The sequence below is a fragment of the Patescibacteria group bacterium genome, from assembly GCA_041667185.1.
GTDB lineage: Bacteria > Patescibacteriota > Patescibacteriia > SG8-24 > SG8-24 > JBAYFM01.
Window position 1 is genome coordinate 1 of the sequence record JBAYFM010000005.1, and the last position, 16,888, is coordinate 16,888.

Below are 16,888 nucleotides of genomic sequence, written 5' to 3' on the forward strand. Positions count from 1 at the left end.
ATCCCATAGGCGAGAGCTTCCGGACAAGACCAGGATAGTTAAAAATATTTGATTGAAATTATCGCGTCGGCTACGTCAAATTTTAGGCTCATTAAGCTTGGGCGTCAATCGAGATTATCAACAGACTGAATAATCATGGCCAACAACAGACGAGTTATTAACGTAAATCATCACTTCGCGCCGTATCTGCCGGCGATGAAACTTTTAGCCGCGTCGGGGGTGGCGATCTGGCCTTTGAGCTGGGCTTCCTTGACCTCTTCGAGAACGCGGCCGATCTCAGGTCCGGGCGCGAGATGCAGTGTCTCCATGACCTCGCGGCCAGTGAGAAGCTGAGCTGACCGGCTGCCGGATCCGCAGTCGGAGCGTTTTTCCAGGACCGAGAGTTCCGTGAGCAGACGATCCAGGTTGGAGAGGTCGGGCTCCCCGTCGCCAGGCAGGCTGGCCGAGGCGTCGGCGAAAGCCAGATGCAGGAGTTCGCGGCCGGCGTCGCGATCGGCCAAAAAGTATTTCGCGAGGGTGGTCTTGCGCACCTCGTCCACGCGGACCATGTTGGGGAACAGATGATTCTTGACGAGTCCGGCCAAACGCTCGGACGAGATCTTCCTGCCGGGGGCGGACGCGAGCTTCAGCCGGTCGGCGATCTGGCGCGCCAGGCCCGAACCGACCTCTTCGTGGTTGTAGAACGTGAAGCCGCCGGCGGCACGCTTGGCGGTCGCCGGTTTGCCGATATCATGCAGCAGGACGGCCAGAGCAGTCTCGGCGCCGGCGCGTTCACCGGGAAATCTGGCGGCGAATTCCGGACTCACAAGCTTGGCCATGGCTAGCTTGGTGTGCGTCCAGACGTTGCCTTCGCGATGGTGATCAGGCGACTGTTCGCAGGTCGAGAGCAGCCTGAGCTCGGGCATCAACTGAAACAAGGCGCCGCACTGCTCGAAAAGATCGAGCGCCCGGACCGGATCAGCGTCAAACGCCTTGAAGAGCTCTTTGGCGATGGTCTCGTAAGGGACGACCCGCTCGCTGATCTCGCGGCCGTCGGCCAGGACGGCGCGCTCATCGTTGATCCGGGGCATGAGCGCCCGGACCGCGTCCCAGGTCCGCTCCTCAATCGTGAAGCCGAGCTGGCAGGCCAGACGCGCGACGCGCAGCATCCGCGAGTAATCCTCCTGGAAACGCGCAGCCGGTTCGCCGACGGCCCTGAGCGTCTTCGAACGGATATCCTCCCGGCCGCCGTAGGGATCGATGAAGCGCTGCAGCCGCATATCCCAGGCGATAGCGTTGACCGTGAGGTCGCGGCGCGCGAGATCGCGCTCGATCGGCAGAGCCGGATCGGCCTGAACATCAAAATCGCGATAGCCGCCGCTGCCGCCGGCCGTCTCGGTCCGGGGCCAGGCGATATCCACCGCTTCACGCGCCGGTTCGGCTTCGCCGCGCTTCGGCCAGAACTTGAGGACGCCGAAATTACGGCCGACCAGATCGACCGAACCGGCCTCGGCCAGTGATCCCGACAATTCCTCGAGGGTCACGTTGCGCACCACGAGATCGTAATCCTTGAAACCTTGGCGTCCGAGCAGCTGATCGCGCACGGCTCCGCCGACCAGATAGAACTCGGCTTTCGGGAACCGGCCGTAAAGTTCGGGCAGGAACGCCAGATCAGGCTCCGACTCCAGGCGACGGGCGAATTCCAGTTCTGGAGCGAATTTTTCGCGGTGCTCTGCTTCCATAACGTGTAGAGCATAGCAAAGCCCGGCGGTTGACTCAACCGTCCGGGGCGCGATTGACAAAACGCAAATGAATTTGCATAATTAAGCCATGACCCATGTCTGCGGCTACGAACTAACGCTGCGCGCGAAAGGTTTGCGCCGGACCGGAGGGCGGCATCGCCTGCTCCGGCTGTTCGACGAGGAGCGGGCCTGGACGGCCACGGAACTCCGCTCCCGACTGGGACGGATCGACCTCTCGACCATCTATCGCAACCTGCACGAACTGCTCAAAAAGGACGTCATCAGCGAAGCTGGCGTCGCGGGAACCGAAACGCGCTATGAACTCGCCGGACGCAGCCACCACGCTCACCTGCTCTGTCCGCGCTGCTCGCGGACGGAATGCGTCCCCTGCCCGGTCAATCTCGCCGCCCAACACCAATTATCGCTGACCGGACTCTGTTCGGCTTGTAACAAAAAACGACCATGACCAAGAAACGTTTCCGCCTGTCCCCGATCGCCGTTTTCACGCTGTTGGCCGCGATCATCCTGGCCGCGATCATCTTGCTGCAGAAACCGTCGGATCGCGGCAGCCAGGCGCCAGCGCCGAACAAACCGAGGATCGCCGCGACCATCTTTCCGCTCTACGACATCGCCAGGAATATCGCCGGCGATAACGCCGAGGTCGTGCTCGTGGTGCCGCCGGGAGCGAGCCCACACACTTTCGAGCCGCTGCCGTCGAATATCCGGGAATTGCGCGGCGCCGTGGCCATCTACGCCGTGGGGCACGGGCTCGACGACTGGACCGAAAAACTCACCGCCGCGACCGGCGTGGAAAGAGTCCTAGTTGATGACAGCGTGAATCTGAGCGACCTGCGCGAGAACTCCGAGGACGAGGACGGCCAGGCCGCCGGACCGGGCCACGACGGACTCGATCCGCACTACTGGCTGACCATGGCGAACGGAGCCCGGATCGCCCACACCATCGCCGAAGATCTCAAACGGCGGCTGCCGAACGCGGCCGCAGCCATCGACCAGCGCCAGATGCGCTACTTCGAGGAGCTGGCCGCGGCCGACCGCGAGATGCGGCGACTGCTCAGCGGCACGACCAATCGCAACATCGTCACGCTGCACGATGCGTGGTATTATTTCGCCAGAGCCTATGACCTCCGGGTCGCCGGCACTTTCGAACCGACGGCCGGCCGCGAACCGACGCCACAATATCTGAAAGAACTGACCGACGGCATCAGATCCACGGGAGTCAAAGTCCTGTATTCCGAGCCTCAGCTCGCCTCGCAGAGCATCGCTTCTTTCCTCGCCGACAACGGCCTCACCCTCGCGATCCTCGATCCGAGCGGCGGCGTTCCGGGGCGCGACAGCTATATAAACATGATGATCTACAATGCGCGCACCATCAGCCAAAACCAATAACACCAGCCGCGGCATCCCGGCAATCTCGATCCGGGATTGCGTGGTCGCTTACGGCGACAATATCGTCATTGACGGCATCTCTTTGGATATCAATCAAGGCAGCATCGCCGCGGTCATCGGACCGAATGGTTCGGGCAAGACGACCCTGATCAAAGCGATCATCGACCTCGTGCCGATGAAAAGCGGCGACATCCGCATCCTCGGCAAGCACCTGCACAGCGTCCGCCAAATGATCGGCTACGTTCCCCAGCGCTTCGACTTCGACCGTTATTTTCCCATGACCGTCGGCGAATTCCTGGATCTCGCGCGCCGCATCCATTGCCAAAAACATTTCCCGGCGTCGCGCGTCGAACACAAACTGCGCGAGGTCGGCCTGCCCAAAGAGACGCTGTACAAGCATCTCGGCGAACTTTCGGGCGGCCAGCTGCAGCGCGTGCTTATTGCTCAAGCGCTCATTAACGATCCCTCGATCCTCTTCCTCGACGAACCGTCGGCCGGCATCGACATCATGGGCGAAGCGGCGTTCTTCGAGATCCTGAAACACCTCAAGACCGAACACGACACCACGATCATCATGGTCTCGCATGACATCACCATGATCTCCCACATCGTCGACACGGTGGTCTGTGTGAACCACAAACTGCTCTGTTTCGGCTCGCCAGCCGAAGCGCTGACCAAGAACAAGATCGAGGAGCTCTTCGGCGCTCATCAGCACCCCTACAACCACCCCGGCCATGGCGCTGACCACGACCGGAAGCCGGCCAAATGACGCCTATGCCGCTCCTAGAGATGATCTCCTACCCGTTCATGCAGCGCGCACTGATCTCCGGCGTACTCCTGGGCGTCCTGCTCGCCTACCTCGGCATCTTCGTGACCCTGCGCAAGATGGCCTTCTTCGGCGACGGCATCGCCCACTCTTCGCTCGCCGGCATCGCCGTGGCCGTACTCGCCGGCTGGGCGCCGCTGCCGGTCGCGCTCGCTCTGGCGCTCTCGATCGCGCTCCTGATCTTCTGGCTCGAACGCTCGACCCGACTCCCGACCGACACGCTCATCGGCATCTTCTTCACGGCCAGCATGGCGCTCGGCGTCCTGCTCATGAGTTTCTCCTCCGGTTATCAGCCGGAGCTCGTCTCGTTCCTGTTCGGCAGCATCCTGGCCATTCAAAACACCGACCTCATCATCACGGCCCTGGTCGGCGGCGCCATCGTAGCCTGGCTGGGATTGTCTTTCCGCAGCCTGACCTACATGTCGCTCGCCGAAGATAACGCCGCGGTGGCCGGAGTCAACATCCGCCTGCACACCGCCGCGCTCTACGCCGCGCTCGCGCTTGCGACTGTGCTCGGAGTCAAGATCCTCGGCGTCGTGCTGGTCTCGGCGCTGCTCATCCTGCCAGCCGCAACGAGCCGCCTCCTAACGCGTTCGTTCCGCAGTTACACGATCGGTTCGCTGATCCTCGCCGAAGTCATGATCATCGGCGGCCTGCTGTTCTCCTTCCGCTACGATCTGCCGAGCGGCGCGACGATCGTCCTCATCGGCACAACGCTCTTCTTCCTGGCCGCGATCGCCCGCCGCCTGGCCCGCTGACCAGACCCTATGCGCGTCACCAAATCCGACGGCAAGCAAGTCGTCTACAATCAGGAAAAGATCCGCCGGACGCTCAAGCGGGCCGGTGCCAAATCGAACCTGATCCGCCAGGTGCTGGAGAACGTCAACCGGCAGATGCGCGACGGCATGACCACGCGCGAACTCTACGCCATCGTCCGGCGCGAACTGCGCCATCTCGACCGCCGCGTCGCCACGCGCTACAACCTGCGCAACGCCCTGCTTCGCCTCGGCCCGGCCGGTTTCAAATTCGAACAATACGTCGCCGCCATCCTCGCAGCCTACCAGTACGAGGTCGAAACCCCGGTCGAGGAATTGTCCGGACTCTGCGTCAACCACGAGATCGACGTCATCGCCAAGAAAGACGGGCGGACCGCCATGATCGAAGCCAAATTCCGCAACCGCTTCGACGAGACCGTCAGCCTCAAAGACACGATGGCGACCTGGGCCGCCTTCGTCGACATGACCGACGGTGCGCGTTCGGGCAAATGCGTCAAATTCGACGAATGCTGGATCGTGACCAACGGCCGGTTCTCCGAACGAGCCCTGATGTTCGGCGTCTGCCGCGGCATGCACCTCGTCGGCTGGGGCGGCGAGGAACATTCGCTCGCGCGCCTCGTGGACCACGCCGAACTCTACCCTATCACCGTGATCGACGATCTGCGCCAGTGGGAACTCGACAACTTCACGGCCGCGAACCTGATCCTGTGCCACGAAGTCGCCGGCCGCGAACCGGAAAAACTCGCCAAACTGGTCAAGCTACCGACCGATCGCGTCCGCAAGATCATCGCCGCTTGCGCCGAGGTCATCAGCGTCATCTGAAAACGCGCCGTCGGATCGAACCTGGAAATTACGGACCCCGTGGTCTGAAAACCCGGGGTTTTTGATATCCAACCGCTTTCATTCGCCGCAGCCCACCAACCTGCGCTAAAGCTGCGGTTGGCGATAGCTGGGCAGATATCTGGAGCCGCTGATATGTCTGACCGCAATACCCTCCGAAGTCTATGGGACGAAGGAGGGTCCCCCTACCCCCGCACTAGGCAGTGCGGGATATTCGCTGATCTGAATATCCCGAGCTGACGCTCGGGATCGGATTAAAGTGGCTAAAAAAAACGGCTCGAGGAGCCGCCTCGCGCCGCTTAAGAGACCAGGACGTAATAACGTTTGTTGCCGCAGTAGACCACCCACAACGCGTTGGCTTTCTTGGCCCGAGCGATGGCTTCCAGTGCCTCGCCCGGCGTGACGCTGAAGCGATAGCATAAATCGATGATCAACTCGCGTTCCTCGATCTTGAAGAACCTCTCGCCCTTAAAGAACTTCCCCTTGGCCTGTCTCGACGAAATCTTCATAGAATCCACGACGCACGAGACTTCGATTTCGCGGTTAGCCATCCTGACTGCCCTCCTTGCCGCCGATCCTGCCAGCTCGGACGACTGAAGTCAAGACGTCAGCGCACGCCGCCGCAGGCCTTTTCAGCCGCCAGAAAACCGCGAGGCCAAATCAAAACATCCGCACCGATCTAGCGGCGCGGATGTCAGATCGCGGCGGAATTACTTGATCTCGGACCGGCCCGAACGGCGGACCAGGACCGTCACGACCGCGGCGGCGAAGAGGATCAGGACGATGACGCCCAGGATGTACCAGCGGCGCAGGTCGGCTTCAGGGCTCGCCACGACTGCGGCGGCGGCCGGAGTGGCCAGGAGTTCATCGACCGTCACGGCGCGGGCTTCAGCCACGATGAACGACAACGGATTGCTCTTTTCAGTGATCTTGCCGGTATCGTCGGTCACGGCCACGTAGACCGTGTGCTCGCCATCGTTCAGACTGGAGCCCAGATCATAGGTCCAGTTGCCGTTCGCATCAGCGGTCGTGGTCAGGACCACCGGAACGTAGGAGTACACATAAAGCAGACAGGTCATGCCCGGCAGCGAGGTGCCCTGCAATCTGAGTCCGGCGCTCGCCGACCGACCGCCGACACCGCCAGCCACCTCGCCGTTAAGATTCAGATTCGCGTTCCCAGCGCCCGGCGTCCGATCTTCGGGAGCGCCACTGCCGGTAGCCGGCGCGACCTGGACACTGAAAGACGGGCTGACCTGGCCGGCGCCGCGCGGCTGCTCCAGCGGCTGACGCGTCGCCAAAGCCCGGACCGTCTGATCCGTTTCCTGTTCTGTTTTCTCGGAGCGGCTCTTCGAATCAGTCCCCCGGTCCACCTCGTCGCCATCATTGACGCCGTCGCCGTCGGTATCCGCGTCGTTCGGATCAGTACCGAGGATCTTTTCCAGATCATCGGGCAAGCCATCCTTGTCGGCATCGATAATGATGACGACAGCGGAGGTCTCGACGCCTGTTGCGGACGGAGCCGACGCCCGCCATTCGGCGTCTTTGGCCGCCGTCTGCGAGATGCCGATCACGCCAGGCAGATTCGGAATGACTTTCTCTTCAGTCGCTTTGGCGATGACCTCGTCAACTTTTTCCCTCGTCTCCGTCGGCATGTAACCGGCAATCGAGCGCGATTTGATCTCGTCGCATTCGCTCGCGGACCGGTCTTCGCAGCCGGGGAATTGGCCGTCGTTCTTTTTGCTCAGGAATTCGATGCAGGACTCTTGCGTGGCGATACCGGCTTCGGCGCAGGTCTTGTCCGCGTACGTGGCCTGGATCCAGAGCTCGCACTTCAGCGGCGGGACGCCGGCCTGGCGGCACAGCAGCTGGTCAGGAGTGAGTTGCGGTTCCGGCGCACTGCCGGCAGACGACCCGCCGGATACGGGCGGCGCGGGCGTGGGTGTGGGCCCGGCCAGATCAAGATTCACCGACTCCACGGCTGCCTGAAGATCGACGGACATCGGCGGCTGCAGCGGCAGCGGCGATAAGAGCGGCAATGGCGGCGCGGGCGGCAAATCCGTCGTTTCCGGCGACGATCCGGCATCAGGCACTTCGAGCGGCGGTCGTGGCGGCAACGGAGGCAGCGGCGGCGTTTCCTCGCCTGGCTCCGGCTCGGCCGGCGGCAATGGCGGCAACGGTTTGACGGGCAGTTCCTTGGCCGGATCAGGCGGCGCTAACGGCTGCAGTTCGGCTGGCGGCAGCGGCTTGGTCGGCGGACAATCCTTAGCGCAGACATCCGGCCCCTCGCCGGGTTCGCACTTGGCGTTGCCGCAAACGGAGACCAGCTGTTTCAACGGTTCTTCCGCGGGCTTCTCGATCGCCGGCGCTTTCACGATGAAAGATACCGCCTCGGAACCGACGCTGATCTTGCCGCCGACGCCGTCCGGTCCGGTGGCGACCGCGCGCAAAGTATAAGTTCCAGGCAACGGATCCGGGAGCGACGCGGACCAAACGCCAGCCGCGAAACTGCCGGCGTAAAGTATGACCGTCCCGAGCGGATTGGTCAGGCGAAATTCCAAAACATCGGCCGGCGCATCGGTCGCGGCTTCAAACCTGACCGGCGGCTGGACCGTGAAACCGGAAGCCGGCGATTTGATCGACACTTTCTCCAGAGCCGGCGCCAGCGGCTTCAGCAGCGCCGCGGACGCTTTCGTGACGAAACTCCTGACGCTGGATTCGACCATCGCCCCATCAGCCGAGACGCTCCGTACTTTATAGTAATAAGTCGTGCCGCTCGCAAGTTCCAGGAAAGAGTACGTGTGCCGCGTTTCCGAGACCTCCGGCTCGCCGGGCATGGGCTCGATCTTCTTCAGCGTCTGGCCCAACTCCGGACCGGTCCCGAACAGCACGACCGTGGTCGCTTCGATGTTGGTATCCCAGACAATGGTCGCACCATTCTCAGTCAGAGCTACCTCGGGCACGGACGGACCGGACGTGATGGCCAGGGCGGCAGTCTGCGCCTGCGCGCCGAAATAAATGAGCGGCACGAGCGCCAGAATGCTCGCGAGCGCGGCCAGAAACGGCAGATCGCGAGCTCCGAGATGAAACCAGGATGACGATGGCTTTTGTCCGGTCATATGTCCTTGAGGCCGCCGTAATGGCGTTCCTTGATAAATTCGCGCCGCTGGCCAGCGGCAAAAGAAAGATTGAATTAATTATAGCACGATTACGCGAGCTCTTCGACATCGTCCCAGACCAATCTGACTGCGGCTCTGATTTAAAACCGTTCAAACCATTCAGGCAAAATACCGCCGCTTCAAGCGGTTGGATTTGACGGTTCAAAGCCGGTTGATATAGTGCTCAAGGTCCTTTTTATCACGGCTATAACATGCGTCTGTCCGGCTCAGGAAACCGGCTGACGCCAGGAGGCCCTAATGGTTCCGAAGCTACCCCTCTGTCTGGCGCGAAGCGCCGCCGTCGCGTGTCTTATCTCCCTCATCCCGCAGTCGAGCGAGGCTGCGGCAGCGAAGAAGCACGCTGCGCCGACTCCGGCGCCCGCCTCCCTGGTCTCGGCTGGTCTCGACCCCATGGAAGAGAACTACCGCCAGGCCACCGCCCTGCTCTACGGCCAGACCGAAGACGGCGGACTGAGGATGCTTTGCACGGCCACAGCCTTCGAACGTAAAGGCAAAGTCTATCACTTCGTAACGGCGGCGCATTGCGTCTCGTCCGACGACACTCTCCACGACCGCGTGGATGTCGAAAAGACGAACTGGTACATCACCTTCGACGAACCCGAACGGAAGAACTTCTTCCCGGCCAAGGTCGTCGGCGTAGGCTTTCAGCATCGCGGCGATGACTTCTCGGTCTTCGAGGTAACCCTCGACGATGTGATCCCGGTCATCGGACTCGCCGAACATGATCCGGTCCTGGGCGAGGACGTCAGTAACTTCGCCTCGCCGCTCGGTCTAGGCAAGCAGCTGTTCCGCGGTCACATCAGCATGGAAGCGCTCGATCGCCCGATCATCGACGGCGACATCAACTGGAAAGGCGCAACGCTCCTGCAGATGAGCTCCGGACCCGGTTCCTCGGGATCGTCCATCGTCAGCCGCCACCAAAAAGGCATCGTTGCCTTCCTCGTCGGCGTGATCGCTGTCAGCAACTCGCCTAACATCGTGTCCATCCCGGTAAGCAAGTTCAAAAAGTTCTGGACCGAAGTCCAAGCTGGTACCTACAAGTGGTATAAGCAGGACGATGCCGCCGCAGCCGCCGGAACTTCGAAGTCGAAGGTCGACAAGCTCTGGAAACGCATCCATGTCGACGGTATCATCTACACCATCGGCAACGACGAACTCGATGAATCTTCCCAACCCTGATCGGAGCCAGCTACCAAGCCGCCCCGCCACAGCCGCCCCTCGCGCACCAGCGAGGGGATTTTTTTATCCCGACCAAACGCCCGCGCCGACGATCAAAAAACCGGTCCCGCGCGGGACCGGCGCCATCATTCATCAGGATCGCGTTCACCTGATCGGCAGAAAAATATCGTCGCAATCGTAACCGTTCAAAGCGCCACCATTCGGCCCGAATGACAACACTGCGACTGTCTGCGGCTGGACGGTCTTGGTCGCACAATTATCATAAGGCACGTAATCCGGATCGAACCAATAATCGTGGCTCCAGGGATCCTGCGCGATGTTCAAATACGGACCCGTCCAATTTTGGACATCCTTGGCGCTCCAAAAACAACCATTGCCCTGATCGCCGACCACCGGACTCGCGAGAAGACCGGCTTGGACGCCGGTGATCAGAACTTCGGGATTAGCGACCTGATTCGGCCGACAACCGTTGGGCCATTTGCCGGTATCGGATTCGAGCAGCGTGATCGCCGTCCGGATCTGTTTCAGATCCCCCAGCGCCTTGTTGTGCTGTGCCAAAGCGCGCGCCCGGACCGTACTTATGACAGCCAGAGTCGACAAAACACCGATGATGCTGATGACCACCAAAAGTTCAATGAGAGTGAAAGCTTTTCTGCTGGATCTGAAATATCTGGACATACGCCGCCATTCCCGGCCGACGCCGTCCTATTTCACCCCGTGGCCGAACTCCTCGTCTTCTTCATCAGCGTCAGCATCGGCCTTGGTCTTATGGGTGCGGCCGTCAATATGATTCGGCGGAGCGTAAAGCGTATAGACCTTGAGCGGCTCCGTGCCGGTGTTCACGAAATTATGCTCCGTGCCGGGAGTCACGATGACGACATCGCCAGGAGCGATCGGCGACCGCTGGCCGTTCAGGATTGTTTCGCCATGACCTGACAGGAAGAACAGTGTCTGCTCGACGTTCGGATGCGTTTCCTTGCCGATCTCGCCGCCTGGCGGAATAGCCATGACCACAAGCTGACTCTTCTGGCCGGTGAACAAGACCTGACGGAACAGGTCGTTCGCTTTCGTCAGATTGATGATATTTCCGATGTAACTCATATGAGATTGATGAATACTTACCGCGCAAGTATATCATACCGTATCTCAAAAAACATCGCCGCTTCCAACCGCGATCCGGAATGAAAGATAAAAAAACCGCCAAGCTCAGCTTGGCGGCTGGGGGAGGACGGTCAGTGAAGGTCGAAATCCACGACGACGCCGTAATGATCGGACATGTTAGTCTGAACCTGTTGGCTCGTCCAATCCAGGATACTGACCGTCTGATCAAAGACACGGAAAGCCTGCAGCGGTTCGAGGCCGCCTCCTTTCGGCGGATTGCGAACCAGCGCGTGATCGATCAGGATGTTGCTTTTGGAGACGTTCAGATAATTGCTGTCGCAGCAGCTGCAGAACGCCGGTTCGGCGTATTCCACCGGACTGACGAAACCGAGATCTGCGGTCAGTTTCCATGACGACCACATGAGCGCGGCATTGACCGGATCATTGCGCTGGCCGAAATTCATGTCGCCGATGAGGAGCTCTGGGCGCCCCTCTGAACGGAACTTCAGCTTCTCGGAGATCAGCTCGATCTGCGCGCGCTGCTCGTCGCTCCAATCGCTGAAGGCCGGATGGGTCGGCGAGACGTCATTCCTGGACGACAGATGCGTGCAGGCCACTTCGACGGAGCCATGGCCGGGAACTTCGACCCTGGCCATGAGAGCGACGCGATTGGCGCCGCTCGATGGCAGATGTTCGACGCCCTTATCGATGAGCGGCCAACGCGAGGCCAAAATGATGCCATTGCGCCCGCCGTAGGTCCTGGAAGCGCCGGCGCCCGCGCCAGTGCAAGTCTCGACGACCTCGGAAGCGCTTTTGCCGGCGCAGGCCGTGAGACAATTCAGGCAAGACCGCGAGTGCAGGTAGAGCTGGATGCCGCTCGCCAGACATTTTCTGGCGGCGCAGGCCGTGAACTCTTCCGCTGGTTCGCTGCCGCAATTCTTCTGGGCGCAAGCCAATATATCGTCGATCTCGCCGTCCGCGCAGCGATCCTTGCCGGTCTCGCCTTCGCCCTCGGTCTCGACGTAATAGACATTCTCCGGCGGCAAAGCAAGCGCGGCGACGATCGCGTCCCGGGCCTCTTTGGTCCAGACCTCTTGCAGGCAGACGAGGTCGAAATCCGAGTACGCCACGGCTTCGGCCACAAGCGCGATGCGTTGCGTGGCGAACGGCACGATCCCCGGCGCCAGGCCGGCGTTGAATGTCAGAGTCCTGAACAACGGTCTTTCCAGACTGGAAGCCATGGCCGGGATCGGCCGCATGAGCTCCATTCTGGAAGCGGCGCAAGCCGAACAGACCACGACTGAAACAACGGACAGGGGGAGCAAAGATCTCATAGCGCCACCTCCGGTGACAAACTGGCCTGCCTTTTATTTCCAATGAAAAGAACAACAGGACACCATAGACCCCGGCGAATATAAGGTCAAGGCAGGTGCTTGTTTATGACGATATTTTATCTAGAATAAGCAAAATCAGCCGCCAAAATTACTTTTTTGCTCACTGGATGATCCGATACTCGTCCGGCTGCAAAGACAACGCCTGCGCGATCTGCGGAATATGCTCCGCGAGGCCTCTGCCCATAAAGACCAGTTTCGTCGGGCCGGAATATCTTTCCAGCTGCGCGAAATCGCAGCGGCCGAAGACGCAATTCGCGAGTTCGATCCCCGCCGGCGTGCGCACCAGGCCTTTGATGCGATAAAAATATTCCGGCGGCAGGCCCTTGAACAACGCTTCGACAGCCGCGCGTTCATAACTCCGATCGGTCACGATCTGAAAAACTTCGACCTCGCGTTCGTGGTGTTCCGGATCGCGCCCCCGCTCGGCGAGCGCGACCTCTTCGGCTTTGGCGAACAGCCGCGAATCGATGCCGAAGATGACGTCTGGACTCACCCGCCCGTGGTTGGTCTTGATCTTCGGCGTGGTCAGATTCAGCTCGTAAACGTCGTCGAGCGCGGTCTCGAGCTGGCGCTCGGTCAGAAGTTCGTGCTTGTTCACGAGGATCAGGTCCGTATACTGGGCCTGGATCTTCGCAGTGAAACTCTTATCGCGGTAGCCGGTGAAATTCAGCACGTCGATCACGGTCACGATGCCATCGAGTTTCAAGGTCTGCGGATGACGATGGATCTCGACGGCGATCGGCGCCGGATAAGCCGAGCCGGAGGTCTCGACGATGATCCGGTCCGGATCGTATTTGGCGACGATCTCCTCGAGCGCCTCGCCGAGCCGGCCGACGAGCACACAGCACAAACAGCCGTTCAGGATCTGCTGGACCTCGATATTGCTTTCCTTGGCGAGCTGGGAATCGACGTCCAGGTCGCCGAACTCGTTCTTCAGCCAGACGCAACGATAGGACGCCGGCAGCTGCTTGATCAGATTCAGGATGATGGTCGTCTTGCCGCTTCCTAGGTAGCCGGTGAAGACGGTGATGGGCGTGGGCATAATTCAGTGTTGACGGCTGCTCGACTATTTATCCTCCGGTGCGGCGACGAGCAGCCAGCGAACATTCCGGCGGCGATGCCGACCATACCAGCGGCTGGTGAAATCTTTCATTCCGAGACGGTAACCGGAGCCGAGATCCGGATCATTCAGGATCAGTTTGCCATTCTCCAAGCCGATCACCACCGCGTAGTGACTGATCCCCTCTTCCGGCTCGCGATAATTGACGATTGCCGGTCGGCCGGCGGCCAGAGAGCGGCGCAGATCAGAAACATTGGCATTGCAGGCGGTCCGAACCCGAAGTCCGAAACTTCGGAGTCCGCGTGCCAGATCCGGACGCCGCGTGCCTGACCGGGAATTCGTATTCAACAGGACGCGAAGCCGCCGCTCGGAAACTCGCTGGCCCCAGAAACTCAAAATCATCCTCGCAGCCGCGGGGCCGCAGGTGAAGTCCGTGCTTTGGCGATGATACGGCACCTTCAGTTTCATATGTATATTATATCATCTGTGGACGGGTGGAGTTAGGGAGAGGTGGAGAGTGCTGAAGTGCGGGAGTGCTGGAGTTTTTATCGGGTCTCCCGCACTCCCCCACTCCTGCACTCTCCCGTTCGTTGAATCGGGGAGAGACGAAGAGGCGGAGTCAGATAAGCACTCTGACTCCGTCTCTCCCTGACTCCGTCTCTCCCACACTCCCTCACCCCCTCACCTACGCCACCCTCGTCAGCGGCCCGAAATGATGAACGACATCCTTGCGTTCGACGACGATCTCCCAGCCCCGCCGCCGCGCGTGGCGGTAGAGCACCATGTTCGGATTGAAACAGATCGGCTGCTCCACGAGCTGCAGGAACCGGATGTCGGATTGCGTGTCGCCCACCCCGATCGATCCCTTGAGCGTCAGATCGTTCCGGGCGATGGCGCGGCGCAGGATGACCGCCTTGTCCGAGATCATGTCCAGGAACAGCGTCGTGCCGGTGAACCGGTTGTTCTTATCCACTTCGTAGATGCGGCCATAGACCTTGTCGAAGCCGAGCTTGGCGCAGAACGGTTTCAGCACCTCGCGCGGCGAATTGGAGATGGCCAGCAGGAAATAGCCTTTCTTCTTCAGGTCGCGCACGAGGTCGCGGGTATAGCGGTAGACGCGGTCCTTGTGGAAATCAACCACGCGCTCGGCGACGCGCATGAACACATCGCTGTCCACGCCTTTGATATGACCCTCGAAAGCCTTGATGACCCCGCCGATGTAATCATCGTAGTGCCCGGTGCGGTCGAGCCAGCGCTGGTAGGGCTTTTCATACATCTTGCGCAGCTTCTTCTTGAAGATGCCGGCGTGGATCAAAGCCTCGGTGATCTCGATGAGCAGGCTCGATCTGAAGATCGTACCGTCGATGTCGAAGATCGCCACTTTGCGCTGGCCGGAGGCTTTTTTCGGCTTAACGATGGTCTTTTTAGCCATAAGTCGCTGGTCTTAGATTAACTTATCTTCATTATGTCGGTTCTCCCGGCCTGACGCAACCCGGACCGCGGACAGCCTTGATTTATCGCCCCGGCCATGGCAGGCTGGGACCAGTTCATTTCTGAGCCCTTTCCCAAAGGAGAAACCTGATGACGTTCAAACGTTGGTTCCTGTTTCTGATAGCCGCGGCATTCCTCTGCTTCTACGGAATATTGGCAGTCGTCGGCCTGCAGATGAAACAGCTCGAAAAAAATCTGGATGCCATCAGTAAGCAGATCGACCTGCTCGATAGTTCGATCTCCGCCGGCATGAGCGATCTCGACAGCCTGAACGGCTTCACCCTGAACCGCAATCAGCTCGATCTGATCGAGGGCTTGTCCCCAGCCGAGATCACCGGTTCCAGCTCGAATCATATCGTGCTGCCGGTCGACCAGCGGCTCATGAACGTCGTCTGGCTCTGCGAAGACCAGAAACCTTGCGAGCCCTGGTTCCTGCTTCGCACCATGCAACTCAACGCCGTGGCCAAAAATTACCTGGTCTGGTCGCCGGACCTCGGAGTCAAGTACTTCATCTCCGAGAATCGCGACTCCGGTTACTGGCGCACCGAGAATATAGGCGTCCACCGATTGCCCATAGAACAACGTCTGGTCAGCGTGAGCTGGATCTGTCCGCCGGACGCGCCCTGCGAACTGTACCCGGTCACGCGCCACATGGAGCGCGGCGAACAGGCTCGTGGCTACACTTTCACTGACGGACATCGCGCTTTCTATATCTGGGAAACCGAATGACCAAAACGTCTCATAACTAAAGCCGGCCCCTGCTCGGGGACCGGCTTTTTTATTTACTCGCTGAAACCACGGCCTCTACGGCGTCACCGGCTGCGGCTCCGCGGCGGTTCCGAGTACAGCCTTGAGATCGGCACGCGCTTTCTCCACAGCAGTCTTCCAATCGGTCATAGCCTTCTCGACCGCGGCGCGGCGGGTCTCGTTCAGCTTGACGACGTCCGGTCCGACCTTAGCGGCAGCCTGAACAGCCATCCGCATGTCGGCGCGAGCCTGCTCGACCGCGGCGCGCAACGTCTCGCGGACCAGCGTCTGGTCGGCCGAGGTCGAGCCACAACTCGCCTTGGCCGCGTCCTCGGCAGCCTTCATATCGCTCTGGAATTTTTTGACCGCGGCGTCAATAGCGGTCTTGCGAGCGGCCTTGGCCGCGTCGATCCCCTGGCGAAAAGCCGTATTGGCGGCATCGACGGCGGCGCGCCTAACTTCGCCGGCGGTCCGGATCGCCGACTGAAACGCCATGATCGCCGTCTTTTGGGCGTCGCCGACGAACTTAACCTGCAGCCGCGCCGCGACCTCGACGCTCTTGGCATCCTGTCCCGCGCGCAATTCCATGAGCTGTGCATCGCGTTCGCCGCGGCGCGTGGTCATTTGCTTGTCGACCTCGGCGCGTTTGGCGCCGAGACGCAAGGCACGTTCGGCAATCTTGGCCGCGAACCGTTCACTGGCCAAGCGGGAATTCAAAGCCGTACAAAAATTACGCTGTCCGGACGCTGTGGGTGCCGGCTGCTGCGCCAGGACCGCGAGCGGCAGAATCACGCCGATAGTCAAACCGGCCGCGATCAAAAATTTATTTGACCTCATAGACGGATTCGCTGAAAGCCTGGACCTCGCCGTCCGCGGCATTTAATTGATTCATCTCGCCCGCCTCGCCCTCCAGGACTCCGGCCTCGCCGTCGGCGTCGTTGAGGATGGCATCGACATTGCTGTCCACCGGATCGATCTTCGCCTCCTGTTGGATCGCCGGCAGCGTCGTGGTCGATTCCGGCGGAGTCGTCTTTGATTCGCAACCGGCTCCCACCGCGATGAGTCCGGCCAGAGTCGCCGTAATTAGCAGTTTATTCCTCATAAACGCCTAACGATTAAGTATTATTTCAAGATGATCATACCACAAAAATATCCGCCTTGGACATCCGG

19 protein-coding genes are annotated in these 16,888 nt (G+C 60.4%); 8 read left to right on the forward strand and 11 right to left on the reverse strand.

Annotated features, from left to right (window positions below; genetic code table 11):
- Positions 1-170: 170 nt before the first annotated feature.
- Positions 171-1,721, reverse strand: coding sequence for an HD domain-containing protein (locus WCT10_02375; protein MFA6603667.1), 1,551 nt, complete (start codon positions 1,719-1,721; stop codon positions 171-173).
- 88 nt (positions 1,722-1,809) lie between these two features.
- Here WCT10_02375 and WCT10_02380 point away from each other — a divergent pair, with 88 nt between their 5' ends.
- From WCT10_02380 to WCT10_02400, 5 genes are read left to right on the forward strand one after another with little or no spacing between them, the layout of a single operon-like run.
- Positions 1,810-2,187 (forward strand): transcriptional repressor, encoded by a 378-nt coding sequence (locus tag WCT10_02380; GenBank protein ID MFA6603668.1) that lies wholly within the window; start codon positions 1,810-1,812, stop codon positions 2,185-2,187.
- On the forward strand, positions 2,184-3,128 hold the full coding sequence (locus tag WCT10_02385; GenBank protein MFA6603669.1) for a metal ABC transporter substrate-binding protein: 945 nt from the start codon (positions 2,184-2,186) through the stop codon (positions 3,126-3,128). Before WCT10_02380 ends, WCT10_02385 begins: the two co-directional genes overlap by 4 nt.
- The gene (locus WCT10_02390; GenBank protein MFA6603670.1) at positions 3,100-3,897 is read left to right on the forward strand and encodes a metal ABC transporter ATP-binding protein; all 798 of its coding nucleotides are present in this window, start codon (positions 3,100-3,102) and stop codon (positions 3,895-3,897) included. The genes WCT10_02385 and WCT10_02390 overlap by 29 nt, the downstream gene beginning before the upstream one ends.
- A 5-nt stretch (positions 3,898-3,902) precedes the next feature.
- Entirely contained in the window at positions 3,903-4,712 is an 810-nt protein-coding gene (locus WCT10_02395) for a metal ABC transporter permease (protein ID MFA6603671.1), read from the forward strand.
- 9 nt (positions 4,713-4,721) lie between these two features.
- Positions 4,722-5,552 carry an ATP cone domain-containing protein gene (locus tag WCT10_02400; protein MFA6603672.1) on the forward strand — a complete coding sequence of 277 codons (831 nt, stop codon included), beginning with the start codon at positions 4,722-4,724 and terminating at the stop codon, positions 5,550-5,552.
- Between the two features lie 317 nt (positions 5,553-5,869).
- Here the strand turns inward: WCT10_02400 and WCT10_02405 are convergent, their stop codons facing one another.
- Positions 5,870-6,121 (reverse strand): hypothetical protein, encoded by a 252-nt coding sequence (locus WCT10_02405; protein MFA6603673.1) that lies wholly within the window; start codon positions 6,119-6,121, stop codon positions 5,870-5,872.
- A 159-nt stretch (positions 6,122-6,280) separates the two neighbouring features.
- Complete coding sequence (locus WCT10_02410; GenBank protein ID MFA6603674.1) at positions 6,281-8,686, reverse strand: Ig-like domain-containing protein; 2,406 nt, start codon at positions 8,684-8,686, stop codon at positions 6,281-6,283.
- Here WCT10_02410 and WCT10_02415 point away from each other — a divergent pair.
- Positions 8,668-8,883: a hypothetical protein gene (locus WCT10_02415; GenBank protein MFA6603675.1), complete on the forward strand. Its 216-nt coding sequence runs from the start codon at positions 8,668-8,670 to the stop codon at positions 8,881-8,883. The genes WCT10_02410 and WCT10_02415 overlap by 19 nt on opposite strands.
- A 100-nt stretch (positions 8,884-8,983) precedes the next feature.
- The gene (locus WCT10_02420; protein ID MFA6603676.1) at positions 8,984-9,925 is read left to right on the forward strand and encodes a trypsin-like peptidase domain-containing protein; all 942 of its coding nucleotides are present in this window, start codon (positions 8,984-8,986) and stop codon (positions 9,923-9,925) included.
- A 144-nt stretch (positions 9,926-10,069) separates the two neighbouring features.
- Here WCT10_02420 and WCT10_02425 read toward each other — a convergent pair whose 3' ends face one another.
- From WCT10_02425 to WCT10_02450, 6 genes are all read right to left on the reverse strand, one after another.
- The gene (locus WCT10_02425; GenBank protein MFA6603677.1) at positions 10,070-10,603 is read right to left on the reverse strand and encodes a prepilin-type N-terminal cleavage/methylation domain-containing protein; all 534 of its coding nucleotides are present in this window, start codon (positions 10,601-10,603) and stop codon (positions 10,070-10,072) included.
- 27 nt (positions 10,604-10,630) lie between these two features.
- Positions 10,631-11,026, reverse strand: a complete 396-nt coding sequence (locus tag WCT10_02430; protein ID MFA6603678.1) for a cupin domain-containing protein — start codon at positions 11,024-11,026, stop codon at positions 10,631-10,633.
- 131 nt (positions 11,027-11,157) lie between these two features.
- A complete protein-coding gene (locus tag WCT10_02435; GenBank protein ID MFA6603679.1) occupies positions 11,158-12,360 on the reverse strand; it encodes an endonuclease/exonuclease/phosphatase family protein in 1,203 nt (400 codons plus the stop codon).
- Positions 12,361-12,520: 160 nt separating this feature from the next.
- Positions 12,521-13,462, reverse strand: a complete 942-nt coding sequence (locus WCT10_02440; protein MFA6603680.1) for a GTP-binding protein — start codon at positions 13,460-13,462, stop codon at positions 12,521-12,523.
- A 24-nt stretch (positions 13,463-13,486) separates the two neighbouring features.
- On the reverse strand, positions 13,487-13,948 hold the full coding sequence (locus WCT10_02445; protein ID MFA6603681.1) for a papain-like cysteine protease family protein: 462 nt from the start codon (positions 13,946-13,948) through the stop codon (positions 13,487-13,489).
- 217 nt (positions 13,949-14,165) lie between these two features.
- Positions 14,166-14,912, reverse strand: a complete 747-nt coding sequence (locus WCT10_02450) for an HAD-IB family hydrolase (GenBank protein ID MFA6603682.1) — start codon at positions 14,910-14,912, stop codon at positions 14,166-14,168.
- Positions 14,913-15,061: 149 nt separating this feature from the next.
- Between WCT10_02450 and WCT10_02455 the strand changes: the two genes are divergently transcribed.
- The gene (locus WCT10_02455; GenBank protein MFA6603683.1) at positions 15,062-15,700 is read left to right on the forward strand and encodes a hypothetical protein; all 639 of its coding nucleotides are present in this window, start codon (positions 15,062-15,064) and stop codon (positions 15,698-15,700) included.
- 75 nt (positions 15,701-15,775) lie between these two features.
- Here WCT10_02455 and WCT10_02460 read toward each other — a convergent pair whose 3' ends face one another.
- A complete protein-coding gene (locus WCT10_02460) occupies positions 15,776-16,555 on the reverse strand; it encodes a hypothetical protein (GenBank protein MFA6603684.1) in 780 nt (259 codons plus the stop codon).
- The gene (locus WCT10_02465) at positions 16,542-16,820 is read right to left on the reverse strand and encodes a hypothetical protein (protein MFA6603685.1); all 279 of its coding nucleotides are present in this window, start codon (positions 16,818-16,820) and stop codon (positions 16,542-16,544) included. Before WCT10_02465 ends, WCT10_02460 begins: the two co-directional genes overlap by 14 nt.
- Positions 16,821-16,888 lie beyond the last annotated feature (68 nt).

Bases quoted from the DNA above. Each gene is read 5' to 3' on its own strand.
- WCT10_02375 (MFA6603667.1), bottom strand. From the start codon at position 1,721: ATGGAAGCAGAGCACCGCGAAAAATTCGCTCCAGAACTGGAATTCGCC.
- WCT10_02380 (MFA6603668.1), top strand. From the start codon at position 1,810: ATGACCCATGTCTGCGGCTACGAACTAACGCTGCGCGCGAAAGGTTTG.
- WCT10_02385 (MFA6603669.1), top strand. From the start codon at position 2,184: ATGACCAAGAAACGTTTCCGCCTGTCCCCGATCGCCGTTTTCACGCTG.
- WCT10_02390 (MFA6603670.1), top strand. From the start codon at position 3,100: ATGCGCGCACCATCAGCCAAAACCAATAACACCAGCCGCGGCATCCCG.
- WCT10_02395 (MFA6603671.1), top strand. From the start codon at position 3,903: ATGCCGCTCCTAGAGATGATCTCCTACCCGTTCATGCAGCGCGCACTG.
- WCT10_02400 (MFA6603672.1), top strand. From the start codon at position 4,722: ATGCGCGTCACCAAATCCGACGGCAAGCAAGTCGTCTACAATCAGGAA.
- WCT10_02405 (MFA6603673.1), bottom strand. From the start codon at position 6,121: ATGGCTAACCGCGAAATCGAAGTCTCGTGCGTCGTGGATTCTATGAAG.
- WCT10_02415 (MFA6603675.1), top strand. From the start codon at position 8,668: ATGGCTTTTGTCCGGTCATATGTCCTTGAGGCCGCCGTAATGGCGTTC.
- WCT10_02410 (MFA6603674.1), bottom strand. From the start codon at position 8,686: ATGACCGGACAAAAGCCATCGTCATCCTGGTTTCATCTCGGAGCTCGC.
- WCT10_02420 (MFA6603676.1), top strand. From the start codon at position 8,984: ATGGTTCCGAAGCTACCCCTCTGTCTGGCGCGAAGCGCCGCCGTCGCG.
- WCT10_02425 (MFA6603677.1), bottom strand. From the start codon at position 10,603: ATGTCCAGATATTTCAGATCCAGCAGAAAAGCTTTCACTCTCATTGAA.
- WCT10_02430 (MFA6603678.1), bottom strand. From the start codon at position 11,026: ATGAGTTACATCGGAAATATCATCAATCTGACGAAAGCGAACGACCTG.
- WCT10_02435 (MFA6603679.1), bottom strand. From the start codon at position 12,360: ATGAGATCTTTGCTCCCCCTGTCCGTTGTTTCAGTCGTGGTCTGTTCG.
- WCT10_02440 (MFA6603680.1), bottom strand. From the start codon at position 13,462: ATGCCCACGCCCATCACCGTCTTCACCGGCTACCTAGGAAGCGGCAAG.
- WCT10_02445 (MFA6603681.1), bottom strand. From the start codon at position 13,948: ATGAAACTGAAGGTGCCGTATCATCGCCAAAGCACGGACTTCACCTGC.
- WCT10_02450 (MFA6603682.1), bottom strand. From the start codon at position 14,912: ATGGCTAAAAAGACCATCGTTAAGCCGAAAAAAGCCTCCGGCCAGCGC.
- WCT10_02455 (MFA6603683.1), top strand. From the start codon at position 15,062: ATGACGTTCAAACGTTGGTTCCTGTTTCTGATAGCCGCGGCATTCCTC.
- WCT10_02460 (MFA6603684.1), bottom strand. From the start codon at position 16,555: ATGAGGTCAAATAAATTTTTGATCGCGGCCGGTTTGACTATCGGCGTG.
- WCT10_02465 (MFA6603685.1), bottom strand. From the start codon at position 16,820: ATGAGGAATAAACTGCTAATTACGGCGACTCTGGCCGGACTCATCGCG.